The 20,867-nt window shown below is 65.7% G+C and carries 19 protein-coding genes; all 19 read left to right on the forward strand.

Annotation, left to right across the window (positions count from 1 at the left end; translation table 11 throughout):
• Nucleotides 1-4: 4 nt before the first annotated feature.
• The 19 genes from bamB to HFGMBDPB_RS25390 all read left to right on the forward strand — a co-directional run bounded on the left by bamB (nt 5) and on the right by HFGMBDPB_RS25390 (nt 20,857).
• Complete coding sequence (bamB, locus tag HFGMBDPB_RS25300; RefSeq protein WP_016447556.1) at nt 5-1,162, forward strand: outer membrane protein assembly factor BamB; 1,158 nt, start codon at nt 5-7, stop codon at nt 1,160-1,162.
• A 15-nt stretch (nt 1,163-1,177) separates the two neighbouring features.
• On the forward strand, nt 1,178-2,524 hold the full coding sequence (gene der / locus HFGMBDPB_RS25305; RefSeq protein ID WP_016447555.1) for a ribosome biogenesis GTPase Der: 1,347 nt from the start codon (nt 1,178-1,180) through the stop codon (nt 2,522-2,524).
• Between the two features lie 102 nt (nt 2,525-2,626).
• Nucleotides 2,627-2,878, forward strand: a complete 252-nt coding sequence (gene hfq / locus HFGMBDPB_RS25310) for an RNA chaperone Hfq (RefSeq protein ID WP_012206813.1) — start codon at nt 2,627-2,629, stop codon at nt 2,876-2,878.
• A 67-nt stretch (nt 2,879-2,945) separates the two neighbouring features.
• Nucleotides 2,946-4,160, forward strand: coding sequence for a GTPase HflX (gene hflX / locus HFGMBDPB_RS25315; RefSeq protein WP_016447554.1), 1,215 nt, complete (start codon nt 2,946-2,948; stop codon nt 4,158-4,160).
• A 71-nt stretch (nt 4,161-4,231) separates the two neighbouring features.
• Nucleotides 4,232-5,626 (forward strand): FtsH protease activity modulator HflK, encoded by a 1,395-nt coding sequence (gene hflK / locus HFGMBDPB_RS25320; RefSeq protein ID WP_016447553.1) that lies wholly within the window; start codon nt 4,232-4,234, stop codon nt 5,624-5,626.
• A gap of 12 nt (nt 5,627-5,638) precedes the next feature.
• Nucleotides 5,639-6,529 (forward strand): protease modulator HflC, encoded by an 891-nt coding sequence (gene hflC, locus HFGMBDPB_RS25325; protein ID WP_016447552.1) that lies wholly within the window; start codon nt 5,639-5,641, stop codon nt 6,527-6,529.
• A 201-nt stretch (nt 6,530-6,730) separates the two neighbouring features.
• Nucleotides 6,731-7,879 carry an ATP phosphoribosyltransferase regulatory subunit gene (locus HFGMBDPB_RS25330; protein ID WP_212646517.1) on the forward strand — a complete coding sequence of 383 codons (1,149 nt, stop codon included), beginning with the start codon at nt 6,731-6,733 and terminating at the stop codon, nt 7,877-7,879.
• A gap of 39 nt (nt 7,880-7,918) precedes the next feature.
• Nucleotides 7,919-9,295, forward strand: coding sequence for an adenylosuccinate synthase (locus tag HFGMBDPB_RS25335; protein WP_012206808.1), 1,377 nt, complete (start codon nt 7,919-7,921; stop codon nt 9,293-9,295).
• 43 nt (nt 9,296-9,338) lie between these two features.
• Nucleotides 9,339-9,863, forward strand: a complete 525-nt coding sequence (locus tag HFGMBDPB_RS25340; protein ID WP_012206807.1) for a phosphoribosyltransferase — start codon at nt 9,339-9,341, stop codon at nt 9,861-9,863.
• Nucleotides 9,864-10,015: 152 nt separating this feature from the next.
• Entirely contained in the window at nt 10,016-11,287 is a 1,272-nt protein-coding gene (locus HFGMBDPB_RS25345; protein ID WP_212646518.1) for a YncE family protein, read from the forward strand.
• A complete protein-coding gene (locus HFGMBDPB_RS25350; RefSeq protein ID WP_017404151.1) occupies nt 11,287-12,105 on the forward strand; it encodes a polysaccharide deacetylase family protein in 819 nt (272 codons plus the stop codon). The genes HFGMBDPB_RS25345 and HFGMBDPB_RS25350 overlap by 1 nt, the downstream gene beginning before the upstream one ends.
• Before the next feature lie 39 nt (nt 12,106-12,144).
• Nucleotides 12,145-13,125: a sterol desaturase family protein gene (locus HFGMBDPB_RS25355; protein ID WP_013801177.1), complete on the forward strand. Its 981-nt coding sequence runs from the start codon at nt 12,145-12,147 to the stop codon at nt 13,123-13,125.
• Between the two features lie 15 nt (nt 13,126-13,140).
• Nucleotides 13,141-14,040 carry an EI24 domain-containing protein gene (locus tag HFGMBDPB_RS25360; RefSeq protein WP_212646519.1) on the forward strand — a complete coding sequence of 300 codons (900 nt, stop codon included), beginning with the start codon at nt 13,141-13,143 and terminating at the stop codon, nt 14,038-14,040.
• On the forward strand, nt 14,037-14,855 hold the full coding sequence (locus HFGMBDPB_RS25365; RefSeq protein ID WP_212646520.1) for a competence/damage-inducible protein A: 819 nt from the start codon (nt 14,037-14,039) through the stop codon (nt 14,853-14,855). The genes HFGMBDPB_RS25360 and HFGMBDPB_RS25365 overlap by 4 nt, the downstream gene beginning before the upstream one ends.
• A 225-nt stretch (nt 14,856-15,080) precedes the next feature.
• Nucleotides 15,081-16,496: a type I glutamate--ammonia ligase gene (gene glnA, locus HFGMBDPB_RS25370; RefSeq protein WP_016447544.1), complete on the forward strand. Its 1,416-nt coding sequence runs from the start codon at nt 15,081-15,083 to the stop codon at nt 16,494-16,496.
• A 180-nt stretch (nt 16,497-16,676) separates the two neighbouring features.
• Nucleotides 16,677-17,180, forward strand: a complete 504-nt coding sequence (locus HFGMBDPB_RS25375) for a hypothetical protein (RefSeq protein ID WP_017404153.1) — start codon at nt 16,677-16,679, stop codon at nt 17,178-17,180.
• A gap of 30 nt (nt 17,181-17,210) precedes the next feature.
• Entirely contained in the window at nt 17,211-18,287 is a 1,077-nt protein-coding gene (glnL, locus tag HFGMBDPB_RS25380) for a nitrogen regulation protein NR(II) (protein ID WP_016447543.1), read from the forward strand.
• 45 nt (nt 18,288-18,332) lie between these two features.
• On the forward strand, nt 18,333-19,901 hold the full coding sequence (gene ntrC / locus HFGMBDPB_RS25385) for a nitrogen regulation protein NR(I) (protein WP_160851831.1): 1,569 nt from the start codon (nt 18,333-18,335) through the stop codon (nt 19,899-19,901).
• Between the two features lie 143 nt (nt 19,902-20,044).
• Nucleotides 20,045-20,857: a hypothetical protein gene (locus tag HFGMBDPB_RS25390; RefSeq protein ID WP_239009652.1), complete on the forward strand. Its 813-nt coding sequence runs from the start codon at nt 20,045-20,047 to the stop codon at nt 20,855-20,857.
• Nucleotides 20,858-20,867 lie beyond the last annotated feature (10 nt).

The raw sequence follows: 20,867 nt of genomic DNA on the forward strand, positions 1-20,867 counted from the left end.
ACTGATGGCAATCTCGCGCCCGCGTGGCGTTGCGCGCTGGATGGCTCTGGGCCTGCTGGCCGGTGCCCTGGGCGGCTGCTCCACAGTCTCCTCGTGGTTCAGCAGCGACACCAAGCCCAAGCCCAAGGAACTGGGGGCCAACCCCGGCCTGCTGGCAGTGCACCAGGCCTGGACGGCCAAGCTGGGCGCCGAAGTGCCGCTGGCCACCGACATCCATGTGCAGGGTGACACGCTGCTGATCGCGGCCAAGGACGGCAGCGTCACGGCCCTCGATGCGCGCAATGGCAGCCAGCTGTCGCGCTTCACCGTTGGCGAGCCGCTGACTGCCGGCGTGGGTGGCGACGCCCAGCGCCAGGCCGTGCTCACGCGCAGCAACCAGGTCATCGTCTACTCGCAAGGCAAGCAGCTGTGGAAGCAGCCGCTGCCCGCAGCCGCCTACACGCCGCCCCTGGTGGCGGGAGGCCGCGTCTTCGTGCTGGCGGCCGACCGCTCGCTGGCCGCATTCGATGCCGCCAATGGCCGCAAGCTGTGGACCGCGCAGCGCCCTGGCGAACCGCTGGTGCTGCGCCAGCCCGGCGTTCTGATCGCCGTGGGCAACACCCTGGTGGCCGGCCTGTCGGGCCGCATGGTGGGCATCGATCCCGACACAGGTGCCGTGCGCTGGGAGGCCCCGCTGGCCAGCCCGCGCGGCACCAATGACGTGGAGCGCCTGGTGGACCTCGTCGGCCGCGTCAGCCGTGTCGGCGACAGCGTCTGCGCGCGCGCCTTCCAGGCTGCCGTGGGCTGTGTGGATACGCAAAATGCATCGGTGCGCTGGACCCAGCCGTCCAAGGGTGCCGACGGCATCGACGGCGATGGCGAGACCGTGTTCGGCGCCGAAAGCAATGGCACCGTCCAGGCCTGGCGCCGCGGCGACGGCTCGCGCGTGTGGTCCATCGACCAGTTGCAGCACCGCCGCCTGACGGCGCCGTTGATGCTGGGCCGTTCGGTGGTGTTTGGTGATGACTATGGTGTGGTGCACCTGCTGTCCAAGACGGACGGACAGGCGCTGGCACGATTGAAGACGGACGACTCCGGTGTGGCCTCGCCCCCGGTATCGGCTGCCAATACGCTGGTGGTGGTAAGCCGCAGCGGAACTGTGTACGGCTTCCGGCCGGATTGATAGGTATTTTCGGGAATGAAGCCAGTTATTGCCCTGGTAGGGCGACCCAATGTGGGCAAATCGACGCTGTTCAATCGGCTGACCAAGTCGAGGGATGCAATCGTCGCGGATTTCGCGGGCCTCACGCGTGACCGCCACTATGGACAGGGCCGCCAGGGCAAGCACGAATACATCGTGATCGACACCGGCGGCTTCGAGCCTGATGCATCCAGCGGCATCTTCAAGGAGATGGCGCGCCAGACGCAGCAGGCCGTGGCCGAGGCAGACGTCGTGGTCTTCGTCGTCGATGCGCGCCTGGGCATGTCTGCCCAGGACCATGACATCGCCAAGTACCTGCGCCGCCTGGGCAAGCCCTGCGTGCTCGTGGCCAACAAGGCCGAGGGCATGAAGGAAGGCGTGCAGCTGACCGAGTTCTACGAACTGGGCCTGGGCGAAGTGCTGCCGGTTTCCGCCGCGCACGGACAGGGTGTGCGCGGCCTGGTCGACCTGGCCCTGGGCCAGCTCAACCTGCCCGAACCCGAGGAAGACGACCCCTTCGACGATGTGGCGCAGAAGCCCATCCGCCTCACCGTGGCCGGCCGCCCCAACGTCGGCAAGTCCACGCTGATCAATACCTGGCTGGGCGAGGAGCGACTGGTCGCCTTCGACATGCCGGGCACCACGCGCGATGCCATCTCCGTGCCCTTCGAGCGCGCCGGCCAGAAGTTCGAACTCATCGACACGGCAGGCCTGCGCCGCAAGGGGCGGGTGTTCGAGGCCATCGAGAAGTTCTCCGTCGTCAAGACGCTGCAGGCCATCGAGAGTGCCAACGTCGTGCTGCTGCTCATCGATGCCACGCAGGGCGTGACCGACCAGGATGCGCACATTGCCGGCTACGTGCTGGAAAGCGGCCGCGCCGTGGTGCTGGCCGTGAACAAATGGGATGCGGTGGACGACTACCAGCGCCAGATGCTGGAGCGCTCGATCGAGACGCGCCTGTCCTTCCTGAAGTTCGCTCCCATGCACTTCATCTCGGCCGAAAAGCGCCAGGGCCTGGGTCCGCTGTGGAACTCCATCATCCAGGCGCACAAGGCAGCCACCTGCAAGATGCCCACGCCGGTGCTCACGCGCCTGCTGATGGAAGCCGTGCAGTTCCAGACGCCCAAGAAGACAGGCATCTACCGACCCAAGATGCGTTACGCGCACCAGGGCGGCATGAACCCGCCGGTCATCGTCATACACGGCAATTCGCTCGAGCATGTGACGGAGGCCTACAAGCGCTTCCTCGAAGGGCGGTTCCGCAAGGAATTCAATTTGGTCGGCACGCCGTTGCGGATCGAGTTGAAAACCTCTCATAATCCTTTCGCCGACAAGGACAAATAACAAGCCACGGAATTTGGGGAAAACCCTTGTGCAGACAGGGGGCCCAAAACACTGTGGTAAGGTGTCGGTTTACAACAACACTCTTCGAACACGGAGAATATCGTGAGCAACAAAGGCCAACTCCTCCAAGACCCGTTCCTGAACGCGCTGCGCCGCGAACATGTGCCGGTGTCCATCTACCTCGTCAACGGCATCAAGCTGCAAGGCCAGATCGAATCCTTCGACCAGTACGTGGTTCTGCTTCGCAACACCGTCACCCAGATGGTTTACAAGCACGCCATCTCCACCATTGTTCCCGGCCGCGCCGTGAACTTCTCCACGGCCGAAGCTGCCGGCAGCGACGCCAGCGCTTGAGCTCGCTGCGCCCTGATGCCTCCCCGCACAGCCGGGGAGCTTCCTCACCCTTCGGGAGAGGTTTTTCTTGAGTTCTGAATCTTTTGACCGGTCCACGCCAACGCCAGTGCTGCTGGTGGGCGTGGATTTCGGCTTTCCCCATTTCGATGGCGAGCTGGAAGAGCTGGGCCTGCTGGCCGGCACGGCCGGCCTGCGTCCCGTTGCACGCCTGACCTGCAAGCGCAAGGTGCCCGATGCGGCGCTGTTCGTGGGCAGCGGCAAGGCCGACGAAATCCGCATGCTCGCCCAGATGCACGGTGCCCAGGAAGTGCTGTTCGACCAGGCCCTGAGCCCGGCCCAGCAGCGCAATCTGGAGCGCCATCTGCAGATGCCGGTCAACGACCGCACCCTGTTGATCCTGGAGATCTTCGCCCAGCGCGCCCGCAGCCATGAAGGCAAGCTGCAGGTGGAGCTGGCGCGCCTGCAATACGTGGCCACGCGCCTCGTGCGCCGCTGGACCCACCTGGAGCGCCAGATGGGCGGCATCGGCGGGCGCGGCGGCCCTGGTGAAAAGCAGATCGAGCTGGATCGCCGAATGATCGACGAATCGATCAAGCGCACCAAGGAACGGCTGCTGAAGGTCAAGAAGCAACGCGCCACGCAGCGCCGCCGGCGCGAGCGCCATGGCATCTTCAACATCTCGCTGGTCGGCTACACCAATGCCGGCAAATCCACGCTGTTCAACGCGCTGGTGAAGGCGCGGGCCTATGCGGCCGACCAGTTGTTCGCCACGCTGGACACGACCACGCGCCAGCTGTATTTGAACGAGGCCCGGCAATCGGTGTCCCTGTCGGACACCGTGGGCTTCATCCGCGACCTGCCGCACGGGCTGGTCGATGCATTCCAGGCCACGTTGCAGGAGGCGATCGATGCCGATCTTCTGCTGCATGTGGTTGACGCCTCCAATCCGAATTTCCCGGAACAAATCCAACAAGTCCAGAAAGTTCTGAAGGAAATCGGTGCCCAGGAGGTGCCTCTGGTACTGGTTTTCAACAAGCTCGATGCCGTCGATGAAGAGCGGCTTCCAGCGCAGTTGCAGGACCAGTACGAGCTTGACGGGCTACCTGTTTCACGGGTGTTTGTCAGCGCCCGCTCCGGTGAGGGGCTGCCGCAGCTGCGGCAGCTGCTGGCCGACCACGCACTGCGCGCAGAAGCGGAATACGCCGAAGCGCATGGTGGTGAAGAGCGGGGCGAAGGGGAGGTGGATGGCGCGATGCCCCCTGGGCAGGACGCCGAATACTAGGGGCTAGCGCCCTGATTGGGCAAAATGCCGATTGGGTCCCTGTCTTTACCGAAGAAACCGAGACTTCTCGCATGAATCTTTCACAACGCGCCCATCGCTGGGCGATGCTGCCGCAGCGCCTTCGCGGGATGTTCAACCTGAATGATCCGCGCTGGGGACGTGGCGACGACAAGAACGACGATGCCTCGCGCCCCGATGCCGACCGTCCCGCTGCGCCGCCGCCTGCGGAACCCGCACGCGACAACCGCGACAGCCGTGACAACCGTCCCTCCTCGGGTGGGGGTGGCCAGCCGCCGGATCTGGACGAGCTGTGGCGTGACCTCAACCGCAAGCTTTCGGGCCTGTTCGGCGGCAAGCCGGGCGGTGGCCGCGGGCAGCCGCCCGTGCGCAATGGCGGTGGCAGCCAGCCACCGGACATGCGCAGTGCCGGCATGGGCGTGGGCCTGATTGCCGGCATTGCCTTCATCATCTGGATGGGCACGGGCATCTTCATCGTCCAGGAAGGCCAGCAGGCCGTCATCACCCAGTTCGGCAAGTACAAGAGCACGGTGGGTGCCGGCATCAACTGGCGCCTGCCGTACCCGATCCAGCGCCATGAACTGGTGTTCGTGACGCAGATCCGCTCGGCCGACGTGGGGCGCGACACCATCATCAAGAGCACGGGCCTGCGCGAGTCGGCCATGCTCACCGAGGACGAGAACATCGTCGAGATCAAGTTCGCCGTCCAGTACCGTCTGAGCGACGCGCGTGCCTGGCTGTTCGAGAGCAAGAACCCGTCCGAGGCCGTGGTCCAGGCCGCCGAGACCGCCGTGCGCGAAGTCGTCGGCAAGATGAAGATGGACACGGCGCTGGCCGAGGAGCGCGACCAGATCGCGCCGCGCGTGCGCGACCTGATGCAGACCATCCTGGACCGCTACAAGGTGGGCGTGGAAGTCGTGGGCATCAACCTGCAGCAAGGCGGCGTGCGTCCGCCCGAGCAGGTGCAGGCCGCCTTCGACGACGTGCTGCGTGCCGGCCAGGAGCGCGAGCGCGCCAAGAACGAGGCCCAGGCCTATGCCAACGACGTGGTGCCCCGCGCAGCCGGCTCGGCGGCACGTCTGCTGGAAGAGGCCAATGGCTACAAGGCCCGCATCGTGGCCCAGGCCCAGGGTGATGCGCAGCGCTTCAGCTCGGTGTTCACCGAGTACCAGAAGGCGCCCCAGGTCACGCGCGACCGCATGTATCTGGAAACCATGCAGCAGATCTACGGCAACGTGACCAAGGTGCTGGTGGAATCGCGCCAGGGCTCCAACCTGCTGTACCTGCCGCTGGACAAGATCATGCAAGGCGTGAGCGGCAATGTGCCGGCAGCCGATGGCTCGGCTGCCCCCAGCACCCAGGCGCCTGCGCCTGCCGCCATTCCCGGCCTTTCGAACGATGCGCGCAGCCGCGACAGCAGTCGCAGCCGTGACCGCGAAGCACGCTGAGGAGCAGCCCAAGTGAACCGAGTTGGATTTTTCATCACCAGCATTCTTCTGGCGCTGGCGCTGCTCAGCTCCATGCTGTTCGTCGTCGATCAACGCCAGTTCGGCGTGGTCTATGCCCTGGGTCAGATCAAGGAAGTGATCACCGAGCCGGGCCTGAACATCAAGATGCCGCCGCCGTTCCAGAACGTGCGCTACATCGACAAGCGCCTGCTCACGCTGGACAGCACCGACACCGAGCCCATGCTCACTGCCGAAAAGCAGCGCGTGGTCATCGACTGGTACGTGCGCTGGCGCATCTCCGATCCGTCGGAGTACATCCGCAACGTGGGCCTGGATGAATCGGCCGGTGCCATGCAGCTCAACCGCGTGGTGCGCAACGCCTTCCAGGAGGAAATCAACCGCCGCACCGTGCGCGAGCTTCTGTCCAGCAAGCGCGACGCGCTGATGAACGACGTCAAGCGCGAAGTGCTGGAGACCGTGCGCGGCGCCAAGCCCTGGGGCGTGGACGTGGTCGATGTGCGCATCACGCGCGTGGACTATGCCGAGACCATCACGGAATCGGTCTATCGCCGCATGGAGGCCGAACGCAAGCGCGTGGCCAACGAGCTGCGCTCCACCGGCGCCGCCGAAGGCGAGAAGATCCGCGCCGAGGCCGATCGCCAGCGCGAGATCACCATCGCCAACGCCTACCGCGATGCCCAGAAGCTCAAGGGCGAGGGCGATGCGGAAGCCGCCCGCACCTATGCCGACGCCTTTGGCAAGGACCCGCAGTTCGCGCAGTTCTACCGCAGCCTGGAGGCCTATAAGTCCAGCTTTGCCAAGAAGAGCGACGTGCTTGTGCTCGATCCTTCGCAGACCGACTTCTTCAAGGCCTACCGCAACGGCGGCAGCTCTGGAAAGTAAGAACGCCTGAGCGGCAACGCCGCCCGGCCCATGCACGGCGCCCCTGTTGGGGCGCCGTTTTTTCTTGCGCTGCCGCTGGCGCCCGCACACCGAATCGATTCGGAATACCGAACGCTCCTCGTGGGCCTTGGGACACCCCCAATTTGGGCTGGCCCGCAACAGCCGGTAGAATCACGTTTTTAACAGCCTCCCCCTTTTTCCATGTCTGCTTGGGTCCTGCCGGATCACATCGCCGATGTCTTGCCTTCCGAGGCCCGGCACATCGAAGAATTGCGTCGAGGCCTGCTCGATACCGCACGTGGCTATGGCTATGAACTGGTCATGCCGCCCATGCTGGAATACCTCGAATCCCTGCTCACCGGCACAGGGGAGGCGCTGGACCTGCAGACCTGCAAGCTCATCGACCAGCTGACGGGCCGCACCATGGGCCTGCGTGCCGATACCACGCAGCAGGTGGCTCGCATCGACGCCCATCTGCTCAACCGCAAGGGCCTCACGCGCCTGTGCTACTGCGGCCCCGTCGTCCATGCCCGCCCTGATCGTCCCCGCGCCACGCGCGAGCCGCTGCAGTTCGGTGCCGAAATCTACGGCCACCAGGGCATGGAAGCCGACCTGGAGGCACTGCACCTGGCGCTGGACTGCCTGCGCAGCGCAGGCGTCACCGACATCAACGTCGATCTGGCCGATGTGCGCATCGTGCGCAGCCTGCTGGCTGGCGTGATGGTGGACATGCAGGTGCTGCGCGGCGTGCATGCCGCGCTGGCCGCCAAGGATGCGAGCGAACTCGAGCGCCTCACCCAGGACTTCCCCATCGCCTCGCGCGAAGGCCTGATGGCCTTGCTGCAGCTGTACGGCGGCATCGAGGTGCTGGACCGCGCCGAGAAGCTGCTGGCGCGCACGGCAGGCGTGCAGCCTCTGCTGGACCAGCTGCGCTGGCTTGCCCAGCGCCTGGAAGGCGTGAACGTGAGCTTTGATCTGGCCGATCTGCGCGGCTATGCCTACTACAGCGGCACGCGCTTCGCCATCTATGTTCCGGGTGCCAGCGACGCGCTGGTGCGCGGCGGCCGTTATGACGAGGTGGGCGCGGTCTTCGGCCGCAACCGGCCCGCCGCCGGCTTCAGCCTGGACATCAAGCAGCTCGTGGCCGTTGTGCCCGAGCGCCCGCTCAAGGCTGCCATCCGTGCGCCCTGGGGCGACGATCCCCAGGTGGCAGCCGCCATCGCGGCATTGCGCCGGCAGGGCGAGACCGTGGTCTGCGTGCTGCCAGGCCATGAAAGCGAAGTGGACGAGTTCCACTGCGACCGTGAGCTCGTGCAGGTTGCCGGGCAGTGGGCCGTGCAAGCCATCTGACGCATTTGTCAATTTCTTCGGATTTCATCGGATTTGAATATGAAAGCTACCAAAGGTCGCAACGTGGTCGTGGTCGGCACCCAGTGGGGTGACGAAGGCAAGGGCAAGCTGGTGGACTGGCTGACCGAAAGCGCCCAGGGCGTGGTCCGCTTCCAGGGTGGCCACAATGCGGGCCACACGCTGGTCATCAATGGTGTGAAGACCGCGCTGCACCTGATTCCCAGCGGCATCATGCGCCCCGGCGTGAAGTGCTATATCGGCAACGGCGTGGTGCTGTCGGCCGCCAAGCTGTTCGAGGAAATCGAAGGCCTGGAGAAGGCCGGCGTGCAAGTGCGCGACCGCCTGCGCGTGTCCGAAGCCTGCCCGCTGATCCTGCCCTTCCACTCGGCGCTGGACGTGGCGCGCGAAGCGGCGCGCGAGCAGGGCGGCACCGAGAAGATCGGCACCACCGGCCGTGGCATCGGCCCCGCCTACGAAGACAAGATTGCCCGCCGCGCACTGCGCGTGCAGGACCTCAAGTACCCCGAGCGCTTCGCCACCAAGCTGCGCGAACTGCTGGCCCTGCACAACCACATCCTGGTCAACGTGCTGGGTTCGAAGAACTTCACCTTCGGTGACGCGCTCAAGCCGTACATCAAGGATGGCGAAGTGCAATTCGACGCGGTGTACGAAGAGGCCATGCGCCATGCCGAGCTGCTCAAGCCCATGATGGCCGATGTCTCCCGCGAGCTGAACGCCGCGCACGCCGAAGGCGCCAACCTGCTGTTCGAAGGCGCGCAGGGCACGCTGCTGGACGTGGACCACGGCACCTATCCCTATGTCACCTCGTCCAACTGCGTCGCCGGCAATGCGGCTGCAGGCTCGGGCGTGGGCCCCGGCATGCTGCACTACATCCTGGGCATCACCAAGGCCTACTGCACCCGCGTGGGCGGCGGTCCTTTCCCCACCGAACTGGATTGGGAAAAGGAAGGCACGCCGGGCTGGCACATGAGCACCGTGGGCGCCGAAAAGGGCGTGACCACCGGCCGCTCGCGCCGCTGCGGCTGGTTTGACGCCGCGCTGCTCAAGCGCAGCGCCCAGGTCAACGGCCTGTCGGGCCTGTGCATCACCAAGCTCGACGTGCTCGACGGCCTGCAGGAACTGCTGCTGTGCGTGGGCTACGAGCTGGACGGCGAAAAGATCGACCTGCTGCCCATGGGCGCCGACGAGATCGCCCGCTGCAAGCCCATCTATGAGTCCATCCCCGGCTGGACCGATTCCACCGTGGGCGTGACCGACTACGACAAGCTGCCGGCCAATGCCCGCCGCTATCTGGAGCGCATCGAGGAAGTGACGGGCGTGCCCATCGCCATGGTTTCGACCAGCCCCGACCGGGATCACACCATCCTGATGCAAAACCCCTACGCCGCCCAGTGAACCACTGGCGGCTGAACCCCAAGATTGAACCAGGAGCCATTCCATGCTGACGGAAGACGGTCAACACCTGTATGTGAGCTACGACGAATACCACGGACTGATCGAAAAGCTCGCGATCAAAGTGCACCAGTCCGGCTGGGAATTCGACACCATTCTCTGCCTGGCCCGTGGCGGCCTGCGTCCCGGTGACATGCTCAGCCGCATCTTCGACAAGCCGCTGGCCATCATGTCCACCAGCTCCTACCGCGCCGAAGCCGGCACGGTGCAGGGCCATCTGGACATCGCGCGCTTCATCACCACGCCCAAGGGCGAGATTGCCGGTCGCGTGCTGCTGGTCGATGACCTGGCCGATTCGGGCCACACGCTGAATGCCGTGATCGCCATGCTCAAGACCAACTATCCGCCGATCACCGAGCTGCGCAGCGCCGTGATCTGGACCAAGGGCCTGTCCGCGTTCACGCCCGACTACTCGGTGGACTACCTGCCGACCAACCCCTGGATCCACCAGCCTTTCGAGCACTACGACACGCTGCGTCCCGAAAAGCTCATGGAAAAGTGGAAGATCTGAGAGCCGTTGCGCTTTCAAGGTCCTTGCCTGCAAAGGGAGCCAGCCGGCTCCCTTTGTCGTTGTGGCCTGCGTTTTCATGCGTTGTCGTCATGCCTTGATGCAAGTCATGGGTTGGCGCGCTTGTCGCGATATCTCGGGCCAACGTCGCGTAAATGTCGGTTTTTTGCACAGCTTTAAAAGCCGATGCCCTAGAGCGTCCGAGGGCTGAATGGCGCGGCTACACTGCGCAGATTCTCAGAAGGTGGTGCTTTGTGAAACGTCTTTCCGTCGGGCGCTTGGGCGCGGCTGTGGCTTTGGTTGTGGGCGGCGGTGCGCTGGCCTGGCTGGCCGTGGCGTCCCTGCCCGGATCCAAATCGGCCCGTGCGGCCTCAGCCACGCCTGCAGCCGCCCAGGCGCAGGCTGCATCGGCTCAGGCCGCTGCCGTTCCCGCCGCGCCTTCCGTGCCTGCGGCCTCTGCTGCCTCGGTAGCGCCAGTTGCGCCTGTTGCGCGTGTCACGCCGCCGCCGCAGACCCAGGGCCCCACGCCCATCTTCGTGCTCAACTCGCTCGATGCCAACATCAGCATCGTGGACCCGGTCACCTGGCAGGAGACGGCCCGCATTCCCACGGGCAAGGAGCCGCACCACCTCTACCTCACGCCTGACGAGAAATCGCTGGTCGTGGCCAATGCGCTGGGCGATACCCTGACCCTGGTCGATCCGCGCACGGGCGAGGTGCAGCGCGTGATCCGCGACATCATCGACCCCTATCACCTGCGCTTCAGCCCGGACATGAAGTGGTTCGTCACGGCGGCCAACCGCCTCAACCACATCGACATCTACCGCTGGGATGGCCAGAACCCGCAGTTGGTCAAGCGCGTGCCCACGGGCAAGACGCCCAGCCATCTCTGGATCGATGCCAGGAGCACGACCATCTATTCCACCATGCAGGACAGCGATGCCCTGGTGGCCATCGACATCGCCACGCAGACCATCAAGGCCCGCGTGCCCACCGGCCCCATGCCGGCCGATCTCTATGGCAGCCCGGACGGCACCAAGCTGTTCATCGGCCTGACCGGCAGCGATGGCGTGGAAGTGTTCGACATCACCGGCCCCGAGCCGCGCAGCGTGGCCCGCATCAAGACAGCCGCTGGCGCCCACGCCATGCGTGCCGCCGGCGATGGCCGCCACCTGTATGTGAGCAACCGCGTGGCCAACACCATCAGCAAGATCGACATGCAGACCAACCAGGTCGTGGCCAGCTACCCGGCCCCGGGAGGCCCGGACTGCATGGACGTTTCCGCCGACGGCCGCTACCTGCTGGTCAGCTCGCGCTGGGCGCGCAAGCTGTCGGTGATCGACACCGTCGAAAAGAAGGTGGTCCAGCAGGTCAAGGTCGGCAAGTCGCCCCACGGTGTCTGGACACTGGCCCACGCGCAGCGCTGATGGACCGCAGACTCTTTGCGCAATCGCTGGCTGGCGCCGCCGCCTTCAGCCTGCTGCGCCCCTCGATGGCCGCAGGGCAGGGCACGGGCTGCGCCAAGACCGTGTACCTGACGTTCGACACGGGCCACATGGGCATTGCCGACCTGGTGGCCGAGGTGCTCAAGCGCCATGGCGTGCCAGTGACCTTCTTTGCCGCCAACGAGCGCACGCAGCAAGGCGACGGCAGCCTGGGCGAGACCTGGGCGCCCTGGTGGCGCGCACGCGCCGCCGAAGGCCATGAGTTCGCCTCGCACACCTACGACCACATGTACTGGCGCGGTGATCTGCGTGCCTCGAAGAACGGTCCGGTCACGGGCTTTCGCGTGCGCCCCTCGGCCGGGCCACGCGCCAACGAGAACTTCACGGTCGATGCGGCAGGCTATTGCGACGAGATCCGCAGGGCTGCACAGCGGCTGCAGCAGATCACCGGGCGCAAGCCCCTGCCGCTGTTCCGTGCGCCCGGCGGCAAGACCTCGCCCGCGCTGCTGGACGCCGCGCGGCAGGGCGGCTACATGCATGTGGGCTGGTCCAGCGCAGGCTTTCTGGGCGACGAGCTGCCCAGCGACCGCTACCCGAATGCGCAGCTGCTGGCCCAGGCGCTCAAGAACATCCGCAGCGGCGACATCCTGCTGGCCCATCTGGGCATCTGGTCACGCAAGGACCCCTGGGCACCGGCCGTGCTGGAACCTTTGATCACGGGCCTGCTCAAGCAGGGGTTCTGTTTCCGCACGCTGCGGGAGCATCCCGACTATCGGGATTGGATAGCAAAATTCGCATGACGTCCGCGCGCGCAGCGCGGCGGGCGATGGGAGCGTGGTGTGGACTGGTGGATTCAGTGGTTCGGTAATGCGCAGCAGCGCCTGTTCGAGGGCGTTGTCCAGCCTGTGCTCTTTTGGCTGGGACAGGCCAGCCTGCTGGAGGATGCCTACGACGCCACAGGCTGGCTGCTGGTGGGCCTGCTGCAGATCTTCATCATGGTGGCCGTGATCGCGCCGCTGCAGTACTGGCGGCCCGTCGAGCCCGTTACCGACCGGCGCGCCATCCATGTGGACATCATCTATACCGTGGTGCACCGGCTGGGCCTGTTCAGGCTGGCGCTGTTCTTCACGCTGGACCCGCTGTGGGACGAGCTCATGGGCCGCCTGCATGTCTGGGGCCTGCCGAGCTTTCACCTGGACGGTGTCTGGCCCGGCGTGACCGATCTGGCCTGGGTCAGCCTGATCATCTACCTGCTGGCCTTCGACTTCCTCGACTACTGGATACACCGGGGCCAGCACAGCATCGGCTGGTGGTGGAAGCTGCATGCGCTGCACCACTCGCAACGCCAGATGACGGTCTGGAGCGACAACCGCAATCACCTGCTCGACGATGTGATCCGCGACACCATCATCGTGCTCGTGGCCCAGCTCATCGGCGTGGCTCCAGGCCAGTTCGTGGCCATCGTGGCCTTCACCCAGCTCAGCGAGAGCTTCCAGCATGCCAACCTGCGCGTCTGGTTCGGCACCATCGGCGAGCGGCTGTGGATCAGCCCGCGCTTTCACCGCCGCCACCACGCCATCGGCATTGGCCACGAGCCCATGGCGCCCGTGCGCAACAAGAAGGCGCATGGCAACAACTTCGGCGTGCTCCTGCCCTGGTGGGACATGCTGTTCGGCACCGCCAATTTCGAGCTGCGCTTCGATCCCACCGGCGTGCGCGACCAGGTCCAGCCCAATGCCCAGGGCCAGCTGCGCGACTACGGCCAGGGCTTTTGGGCCCAGCAATGGCGTGGGTTCCTAAGGTTGATGGGTCGCGCTTGAGGCTGGGCTCGGGGTATGCTTGCCGGCATGGGCTTGCTACTCGATTCCTTCTGGCGTGCGACGGCGTATTGCCTGCATAAGCGGGTGATTGCATGGTCGCTGTTTCCCCTGCTCTTCATGGCCATCACGGCCTGGCTGCTGGGTTACTTCTTCTGGGCCGATGCCGTGGTCTGGACGGAAGGAGTCCTGCAGGGCGTGGGCTGGCTGCACACGGTCTGGTCCTGGATGGGCGTGCAATCGCTGCCCGAGCTGGTGGCGCCGGTGCTGGTCGTTCTCTCGGTCACGCCGGTGCTGGTCGTGGTCTCGCTGCTGCTGGTGGCGCTGTTCATGACGCCGGCCCTGGTCGAGCTGGTGGCGCAACGGCGCTTTCCGGCACTCGAGCGCAGGCAGGGTGCCACCCTGATCGGCAGCCTGCTGTGGTCGGCCGGCTCCTCGCTGATCGCCCTGATCGCGTTGCTGGTATCGGTTCCATTGTGGTTCGTGCCTCCCCTGGTGGTGGTGATCCCCCCGCTGATCTGGGGCTGGCTGACCTACCGCGTCATGGCCTTCGACGCGCTGTCTGCCCACGCCAGCAAGCCAGAACGCCGCAGCCTGTTCCTGCGCCACCGCCTGGCGCTGATGCTCATGGGCGTGGTCTGTGGCTACCTGGGGGCGGCTCCGGCCATTGTCTGGGCCTCGGGCGTGGTCTTCGTTGCAGCCTTCTGGATACTGATTCCGGTGGCCATCTGGATCTATGCGCTGATCTTCGCCTTCTCCTCGCTGTGGTTTGCCCATTTCTGCCTGGCGGCGCTGCAGCGCATGCGCGAGGAGGAGCCGGCGCTGCCCGAAGCACCCATCATTCCCTACGCTCCCGACGCGCCGCAAGGCGCCGGCACAGCCCCTGTTCCCCCCACCCCGCAAGAAAAGACCACATGACCCTTCAAGTTGGCGCACTCATCATCGGAGACGAAATCCTGTCGGGCAAGCGTGCCGACAAGCACCTTCCCAAGCTGATCGAGCTGCTGGGCGCGCGTGGCCTGTCCCTGGCCCATGCCGAGTACGTGGGTGACGATAGGGCACGCATCACCGACGCCCTGCGCCGCGCCTTCGCATCGCAGGCCGTGCTCTTCAGCTTTGGCGGGATAGGCGCCACGCCCGACGACCACACGCGCCAATGCGCGGCCGAGGCCCTGGGCGTGCCGCTGGCCCTGCACCCGGAAGCCGTGGCCCTGATCCGCGAACGCATGCGCGATGTGGCCACCGAGGAAGGCAAGCCCTACGAGCCCCAGCGGGCCGACAACCTGCACCGGCTGCAGATGGGCAACTTCCCCGAAGGCGCGCGCATCATCCCCAACGTCTACAACAAGATCCCGGGCTTTTCCTGTTCGGGCGCCAGCGGCACGGTGCACTTCGTGCCCGGCTTCCCGGTCATGGCCTGGCCCATGGTCGAGTGGGTGCTTGAGCAGCGCTATGCCAAGCATTTCCACAGCACGGTGCAGCGGGAGCATTCGGTCATCGTCTACGGCGGCATGGAAGCCACGCTGACGCCGCTGATGGTGGCCATAGAGCGCGACCACCCGGGCGTCAAGGTGTTCAGCCTGCCCAGCGTGGATGATTCCAAGCACGGCCGGCACATAGAACTTGGTGTCAAGGGCGAAGCTGGTGCCGTCACCAAGGCCTGGCCCACGCTGCTGGAAGGTCTGCACTCATTTGGTGCAAGTCTTGGCCCTGAATTGGTGCGCAATATCTGATTTGCGGCCCTTCATCCAAATCTGCACCGATTTGGTGAGTGGTCACTCGGGCCGGGCCAAGCTGCAATGTCATCCACAACGCCCACGCAAGGCGGCAGAATCACGGGGCTGGCGCGCCAAGCAGGTGCCAGTCTGCGGGCATGCACTCAATGGATGCAGCCTGGCACGCAAACTGCTTAAGAGTATTTATCTTTTTTGATCAGCCAGATTGGCAGGAGAGATCTGATGGCAAAGACCGTTGCAGACGTGTTGAACATGGTGAAGGAGAACGAGGTCAAATTCGTGGACCTTCGTTTTACGGACACCCGTGGCAAGGAGCAGCACGTCACGGTGCCGGTGTCGCACTTCGACGAAGACAAGTTCACCTCGGGCCACGCCTTCGACGGCTCGTCGGTGGCAGGCTGGAAGGGCATTGAAGCATCGGACATGCAACTGATGCCCGATCCCGCCACCGCGAACATCGACCCCTTCTTTGAAGAGACCACGCTGTTCCTGCAGTGCGATGTGATCGAACCCGGCGATGGCAAGGCCTACGACCGCGATCCCCGCTCGGTGGCCAAGCGTGCCGAAGCCTATCTGAAGGCCTCGGGCCTGGGCGATACCGCCTACTTCGGTCCCGAACCTGAATTCTTCATCTTCGACGGCGTGCGCTGGAACACCGAACCCGGCAGCACCTTCTACGAAATCGAAGAGTACGAAGCCCCCTGGAATTCCGGCGCCAAGTTCGAGTCCGGCAACCGCGGCCACCGTCCGCGCAACAAGGGCGGCTACTTCCCCGTGCCGCCCGTGGACAGCACCCAGGACCTGCGCGCTGAGATGGTGCTGCTGCTCGAGCAGCTGGGCATTCCCGTCGAAGTGTTCCACCACGAAGTGGCGGGCGCCGGCCAGAACGAGATCGGCACCAAGTTCTCGACCCTGGTGGAGCGCGCCGACTGGACACAGGTCATGAAGTACGTGATCTGGAACGTGGCCAACACCTACGGCAAGACCGCCACCTTCATGCCCAAGCCCTATCCGGGCGACAACGGCTCCGGCATGCACGTGCACCAGTCCGTCTGGAAGGATGGCAAGAACCTGTTCGCAGGTGACGGCTATGCCGGCCTGTCCGACTTCGCGCTGTACTACATCGGCGGCATCATCAAGCACGCCCGTGCCCTGAACGCCATCACCAACCCCGGCACCAACAGCTACAAGCGCCTGGTGCCCGGCTTCGAGGCTCCGGTCAAGCTGGCCTACTCGGCCAAGAACCGCTCGGCATCGATCCGCATCCCCTACGTGGCCAACCCCAAGGGCCGCCGCGTCGAGGCACGCTTCCCCGATCCGCTGATGAACCCCTACCTGGGCTTCTCGGCCCTGCTGATGGCAGGTCTGGACGGCGTGGAAAACAAGATCCATCCCGGCGAAGCCGCGACCAAGGATCTGTACCACCTGCCCCCGGAAGAGGACAAGCTGGTGCCCACGGTCTGCCACAGCCTGGACCAGGCCCTGGAAGCACTGGACGCAGACCGTTCGTTCCTGACCAAGGGCGGCGTGTTCTCGGACAGCATGCTCGATGCCTACATCGAGCTGAAGATGGGCGAAGTGACCCGTTACCGTCAGGCCGTGCACCCGGTCGAGTACGACATGTACTTCTCGCTGTAAGGCGGGTCGGCAAAAAGGCGGCGCAAGCCGCCTTTTTTGCTTTCGGCCAGGACCTGGGTATGCTGGGCGCGGAACCAAAAGGGGTTGTCCCGCTCAAGAAATGACGTCCAGCCCGGAAGATGGAGCGATACTTGCCCGGACAAGCCGGGCCCTTCCGATCTGGCTACCCGAGGGAATGGAATGAAGAAACTGTTTGTGTCGCTGCTGCTGCCGCTGCTGTCGGCAGGAGCCTGGTCCCAGGACGTGATCTACCGCTGCGGCAACGAGTACACCAACAACGTCAGCCAGGCCAAGGCCAAGGACTGCAAGCCGGTGGACGGCGGGCATGTGACGGTGATCCATGGCGGCAGCAAGCCGGCGGCCTCGGGCGGCGGCCAGGCGCCGCGCACCTCCGCCGCTCCTGCGGCAGGATCGCCCGCTCCGGCCAAGGTCAACAGCAGCGCCCAGAAGGCCCGCGACTCCGATGCGCGGACCATCCTCGAAAGCGAGCTGGCCCGCGCCCAGGAGAAGCTGACACAGCTGCGTCAGGAGTACAACGATGGCAATCCCCAGCGCACCGCATTGGAGTTGCGCAATCCCCAGGGCTATCTGGAACGTGTCGAGCAGCTCAAGAGCAGCATCTCGCGGCAGGAAGGCGATGTCGCCGGCATCCGCCGCGAACTGGATCGACTTCCCAAGAACTGACGGGCCCGAGCGGCCCATGCGAGCCCGGCCATGATCCAGGACGACCGGCCGGCGCCCCCGGCCTCCTATCAGGCGCTTGATCTGCTGTGCACGCTGATGACCGTGCTCGACGAGCAAGGCGCCGTGCTTTTCGCCAACGCGGCCCTTGAGAACGCACTGGGCCTGTCGCGCCGCATGCTCGAAGGCAGCGAGCTGGCAGCCTGCTTCACCGAGCCGGCCTTGCTGGACAAGGCCTTGCGCGGCGCCCAGGACAACGACTTCGCCGCCCTGCGCTTCGAGGCCAGCCTGCACCGCGTGGGGGGCGATGCGCTTCCTGTGCACGTCACGGTTTCCCTGGCCGAGCGGCCCGGCCATGTGCTGGTGGAGTTCTGGCCGCTGGAGCAGCAGGCACGCCAGGACCGCGAGGAGCGTTTGCGCGAGCAGGCCCAGGCGCACAAGGAGCTGATCCGCAACCTGGCCCACGAGATCAAGAACCCGCTGGGCGGCATCCGTGGCGCGGCCCAGCTGCTGCAGATGGATCTGGACGCGCCCGAGCTGCGCGAGTACACCGAAGTCATCATCCACGAGGCCGACCGTCTGCAGGCGCTGGTCGACCGGCTGCTGGCGCCGCACCGCCATCCGCACGAGGTCGGTGACGTCAACATCCACGAAGTCTGCGAGCGCGTGCGTTCGCTGGTGCTGGTCGAGCATCCTGCAGGGCTGACCATTACGCGCGACTACGACATCTCCATTCCCGAGTTCCGGGGCGACAGCGCACAGCTGATCCAGGCCGTGCTCAACATCGTCCAGAACGCGGCGCAGGCCTTGCACGAACGCATCGCTGCCGGCGATGCCGAGATCATTTTGAGAACCCGTGTGGCGCGCCAGGTAACTTTTGGTCGCCAACGCTACCGGTTGGCATTGGAATTGCATGTGATCGACAACGGGCCAGGCGTTCCCGATGCCATCAAGGAGCGGATCTTCTATCCGCTGGTATCGGGAAGGGATGGCGGTTCGGGACTGGGGCTGACGCTGGCGCAGACCTTCGTGCAGCGCCACCAGGGGCTGATCGAATGTGAAAGCCAGCCGGGCCGCACGGATTTCCGCATCCTCATTCCCCTGCCTTGAGGCCCACGGAAGTCAACACTGCAACAAGGGAAGGAAGCACCACCAATGAAACCGATCTGGATCGTGGATGATGACCCTTCCATCCGCTTCGTGCTGGAAAAGGCACTGGGCCGGGAAGGTTGGGCAACGCGCAGCTTCGTTCAGGCGCGCGACGTGCTCACGGCACTGTCCGATGTCGATGCCAGCGACCCGGCGCGCCAGCCACCACAGGTGCTGGTCAGCGATATCCGCATGCCCGGCGGCTCCGGCCTGGAACTGCTCGAGCAGATCCGTGCCCAGCAGCCCGGCCTGCCCGTCATCATCATGACCGCGTACTCCGACCTGGACAGTGCCGTCTCGGCCTTCCAGCGCGGAGCCTTCGAGTACCTGCCCAAACCCTTCGACCTGCCCAAGGCGGTGGAACTCATCCGCCGCGCCGTCGAGGAAAGCCTGCGCGAGGACGTGGCCGAGGCACAGGCCCCGCTGCAGGCCGAGATGCTGGGCCAGGCGCCTGCCATGCAGGACGTCTTTCGCGCCATCGGCCGGCTCAGCCAGAGCCAGGTCACGGTGCTGGTCACGGGCGAGTCGGGCTCGGGCAAGGAACTGGTGGCGCGCGCGCTGCACAAGCACTCGCCCGTGGCGGGCGGCCCCTTCGTGGCCATCAACACCGCCGCCATCCCCAAGGACCTGCTGGAGTCCGAGCTGTTCGGCCACGAGCGCGGCGCCTTCACGGGCGCACAGACCCAGCGGCGCGGCCGCTTCGAGCAGGCCGAGGGCGGCACGCTCTTTCTCGATGAAATCGGCGACATGCCTTTCGACCTGCAGACGCGCCTGCTGCGTGTGCTGTCGGACGGGCATTTCTACCGCGTGGGCGGCCACCAGGCCGTCAAGGCACATGTGCGCGTCATCGCCGCCACCCACCAGGACCTGGAGCAGCGCGTGCGCAACGGCGCCTTCCGCGAGGATCTGTTCCACCGCCTCAACGTCATCCGCCTGCGCCTGCCCGCGCTGCGCGAGCGCAACGAAGACGTGCCCATGCTGGCACGCCACTTCCTGCAGCAAAGCGCGCGGCAGCTGGGCGTGGAGCCCAAGCGCATGGGGGTCGATGCCATGCAGCGGCTGCAGTCGTTCGCCTTTCCCGGCAACGTGCGCCAGCTGGAGAACATCTGCCACTGGCTGACCGTCATGGCGCCAGCCCAGGTCATCTCGGTCAAGGACCTGCCTCCCGAGGTGCTGGGCGAGGCCGCGCCACCCGTGGGCGGCGGCAGTGCCGGCGTGCCCGCACCGGTGGTGCTGTCGCATGCGCCGGCCGTGGCGGAAGAGGGAGTGGGCCGCATCGCCATGCCAGCCCCGTCGCTGGCCCAGCCGCATGACGGGGGACTGGCCACGTCCGACCTGGACTGGGTGCATCTGCTGGGGCAGCAGGCGCGCCAGCTGCTGGAGCACACCCATGCCCAGGGGCATGGCGAGGTCTGGGACCAGCTGTCCCGCCGCTTCGAGGCGCAGCTGATCCGCTCGGCCCTGGCCGTCACCCACGGCCGCCGGGTCGAGGCCGCCCAGCGCCTGGGCATAGGCCGCAACACCATCACCCGCAAGTTGCAGGAGCTGGGCATGGACGAGGACGCCTTCGAGTAAGGCAAGCCGGCGGGCGGCTGGGCCCTTGCCTTGGCAAGGGTCCGACTCCTACAGGCCGGCGCCCGGGGTGCTGACGGGCCGTGCCGCCCGGGCTGGGGACAATGGAGTCCTCTTCGCTGGAACGGCCTACGTCCCGACCTATCGTGCCCACAGTCCTCTCCAACCTCTGGCAAAAGGCCAAACCCGCCCGCCCGGGCGTGATGTGCCCATCGACACCGCGCAAGCTCGGCGAGCCGGTCGATGCGTACTGGCATGACCGCTATTTCCTGGAGCCGTACTTCGTGCCGGGGCGCGGCTACGACCAATACCGGCCCGCCTATGCACTGGGCTGGAAGGCTTCCCTGTCGCCGGAACACGCGCAGCAGGATTTCGAGTCCGCAGAAGCCCGGCTGGAAGAACGCTGGGAGCAGGAACGGGGCGGCAGCCTGCTGCACTGGAACCAGGTGCGTGAGGCCGTGGAGGCCTCCTGGCTGCAGGCGCGCCGGCGCACGCCCGCACAGCCTGCGGCTTCCACGCTGGAACTGCAGACCACGGCGCTGCTCAATGCCGTGCTGGCCCTGGGTCGCCAGGCCCATGTCCGGTTGGGCGAATGCATGGATCCCATGCCCCAGGGACTGATAGGCCAGGTACTGGCGCGCCACTTCAATGCCAGCCAGGTCCTGGTCGATGACCTGGAACGCGCCATCGACGCCAACGGCGGCGTGGTGCTGCCCGTGCGCGACAGCCGTGCCGCACTGCGTCGCAACGCCTTCTGGGACGGGCTGCTGGGCAGGGAAGAGGGCGCGGACTACGTGCTGGACCAGGCCGAGTCCTGCCAGCAGCAATGGCTGAGCGCCTATGAGGCTGCTGAGCAGTCCCGTCTGCCGGCGCCACTCAGCGAAGTTCTGCATCGCCAGTCCCTGATGCTGCGCGGGCAGATCGAGGCCATCCACTGGCTGCGCCGGTACATGCTGTAGCGCAAGTCTG

It is taken from the genome of Delftia sp. PE138 (assembly GCF_018320755.1).
Taxonomy (GTDB): domain Bacteria; phylum Pseudomonadota; class Gammaproteobacteria; order Burkholderiales; family Burkholderiaceae_C; genus Comamonas; species Comamonas tsuruhatensis.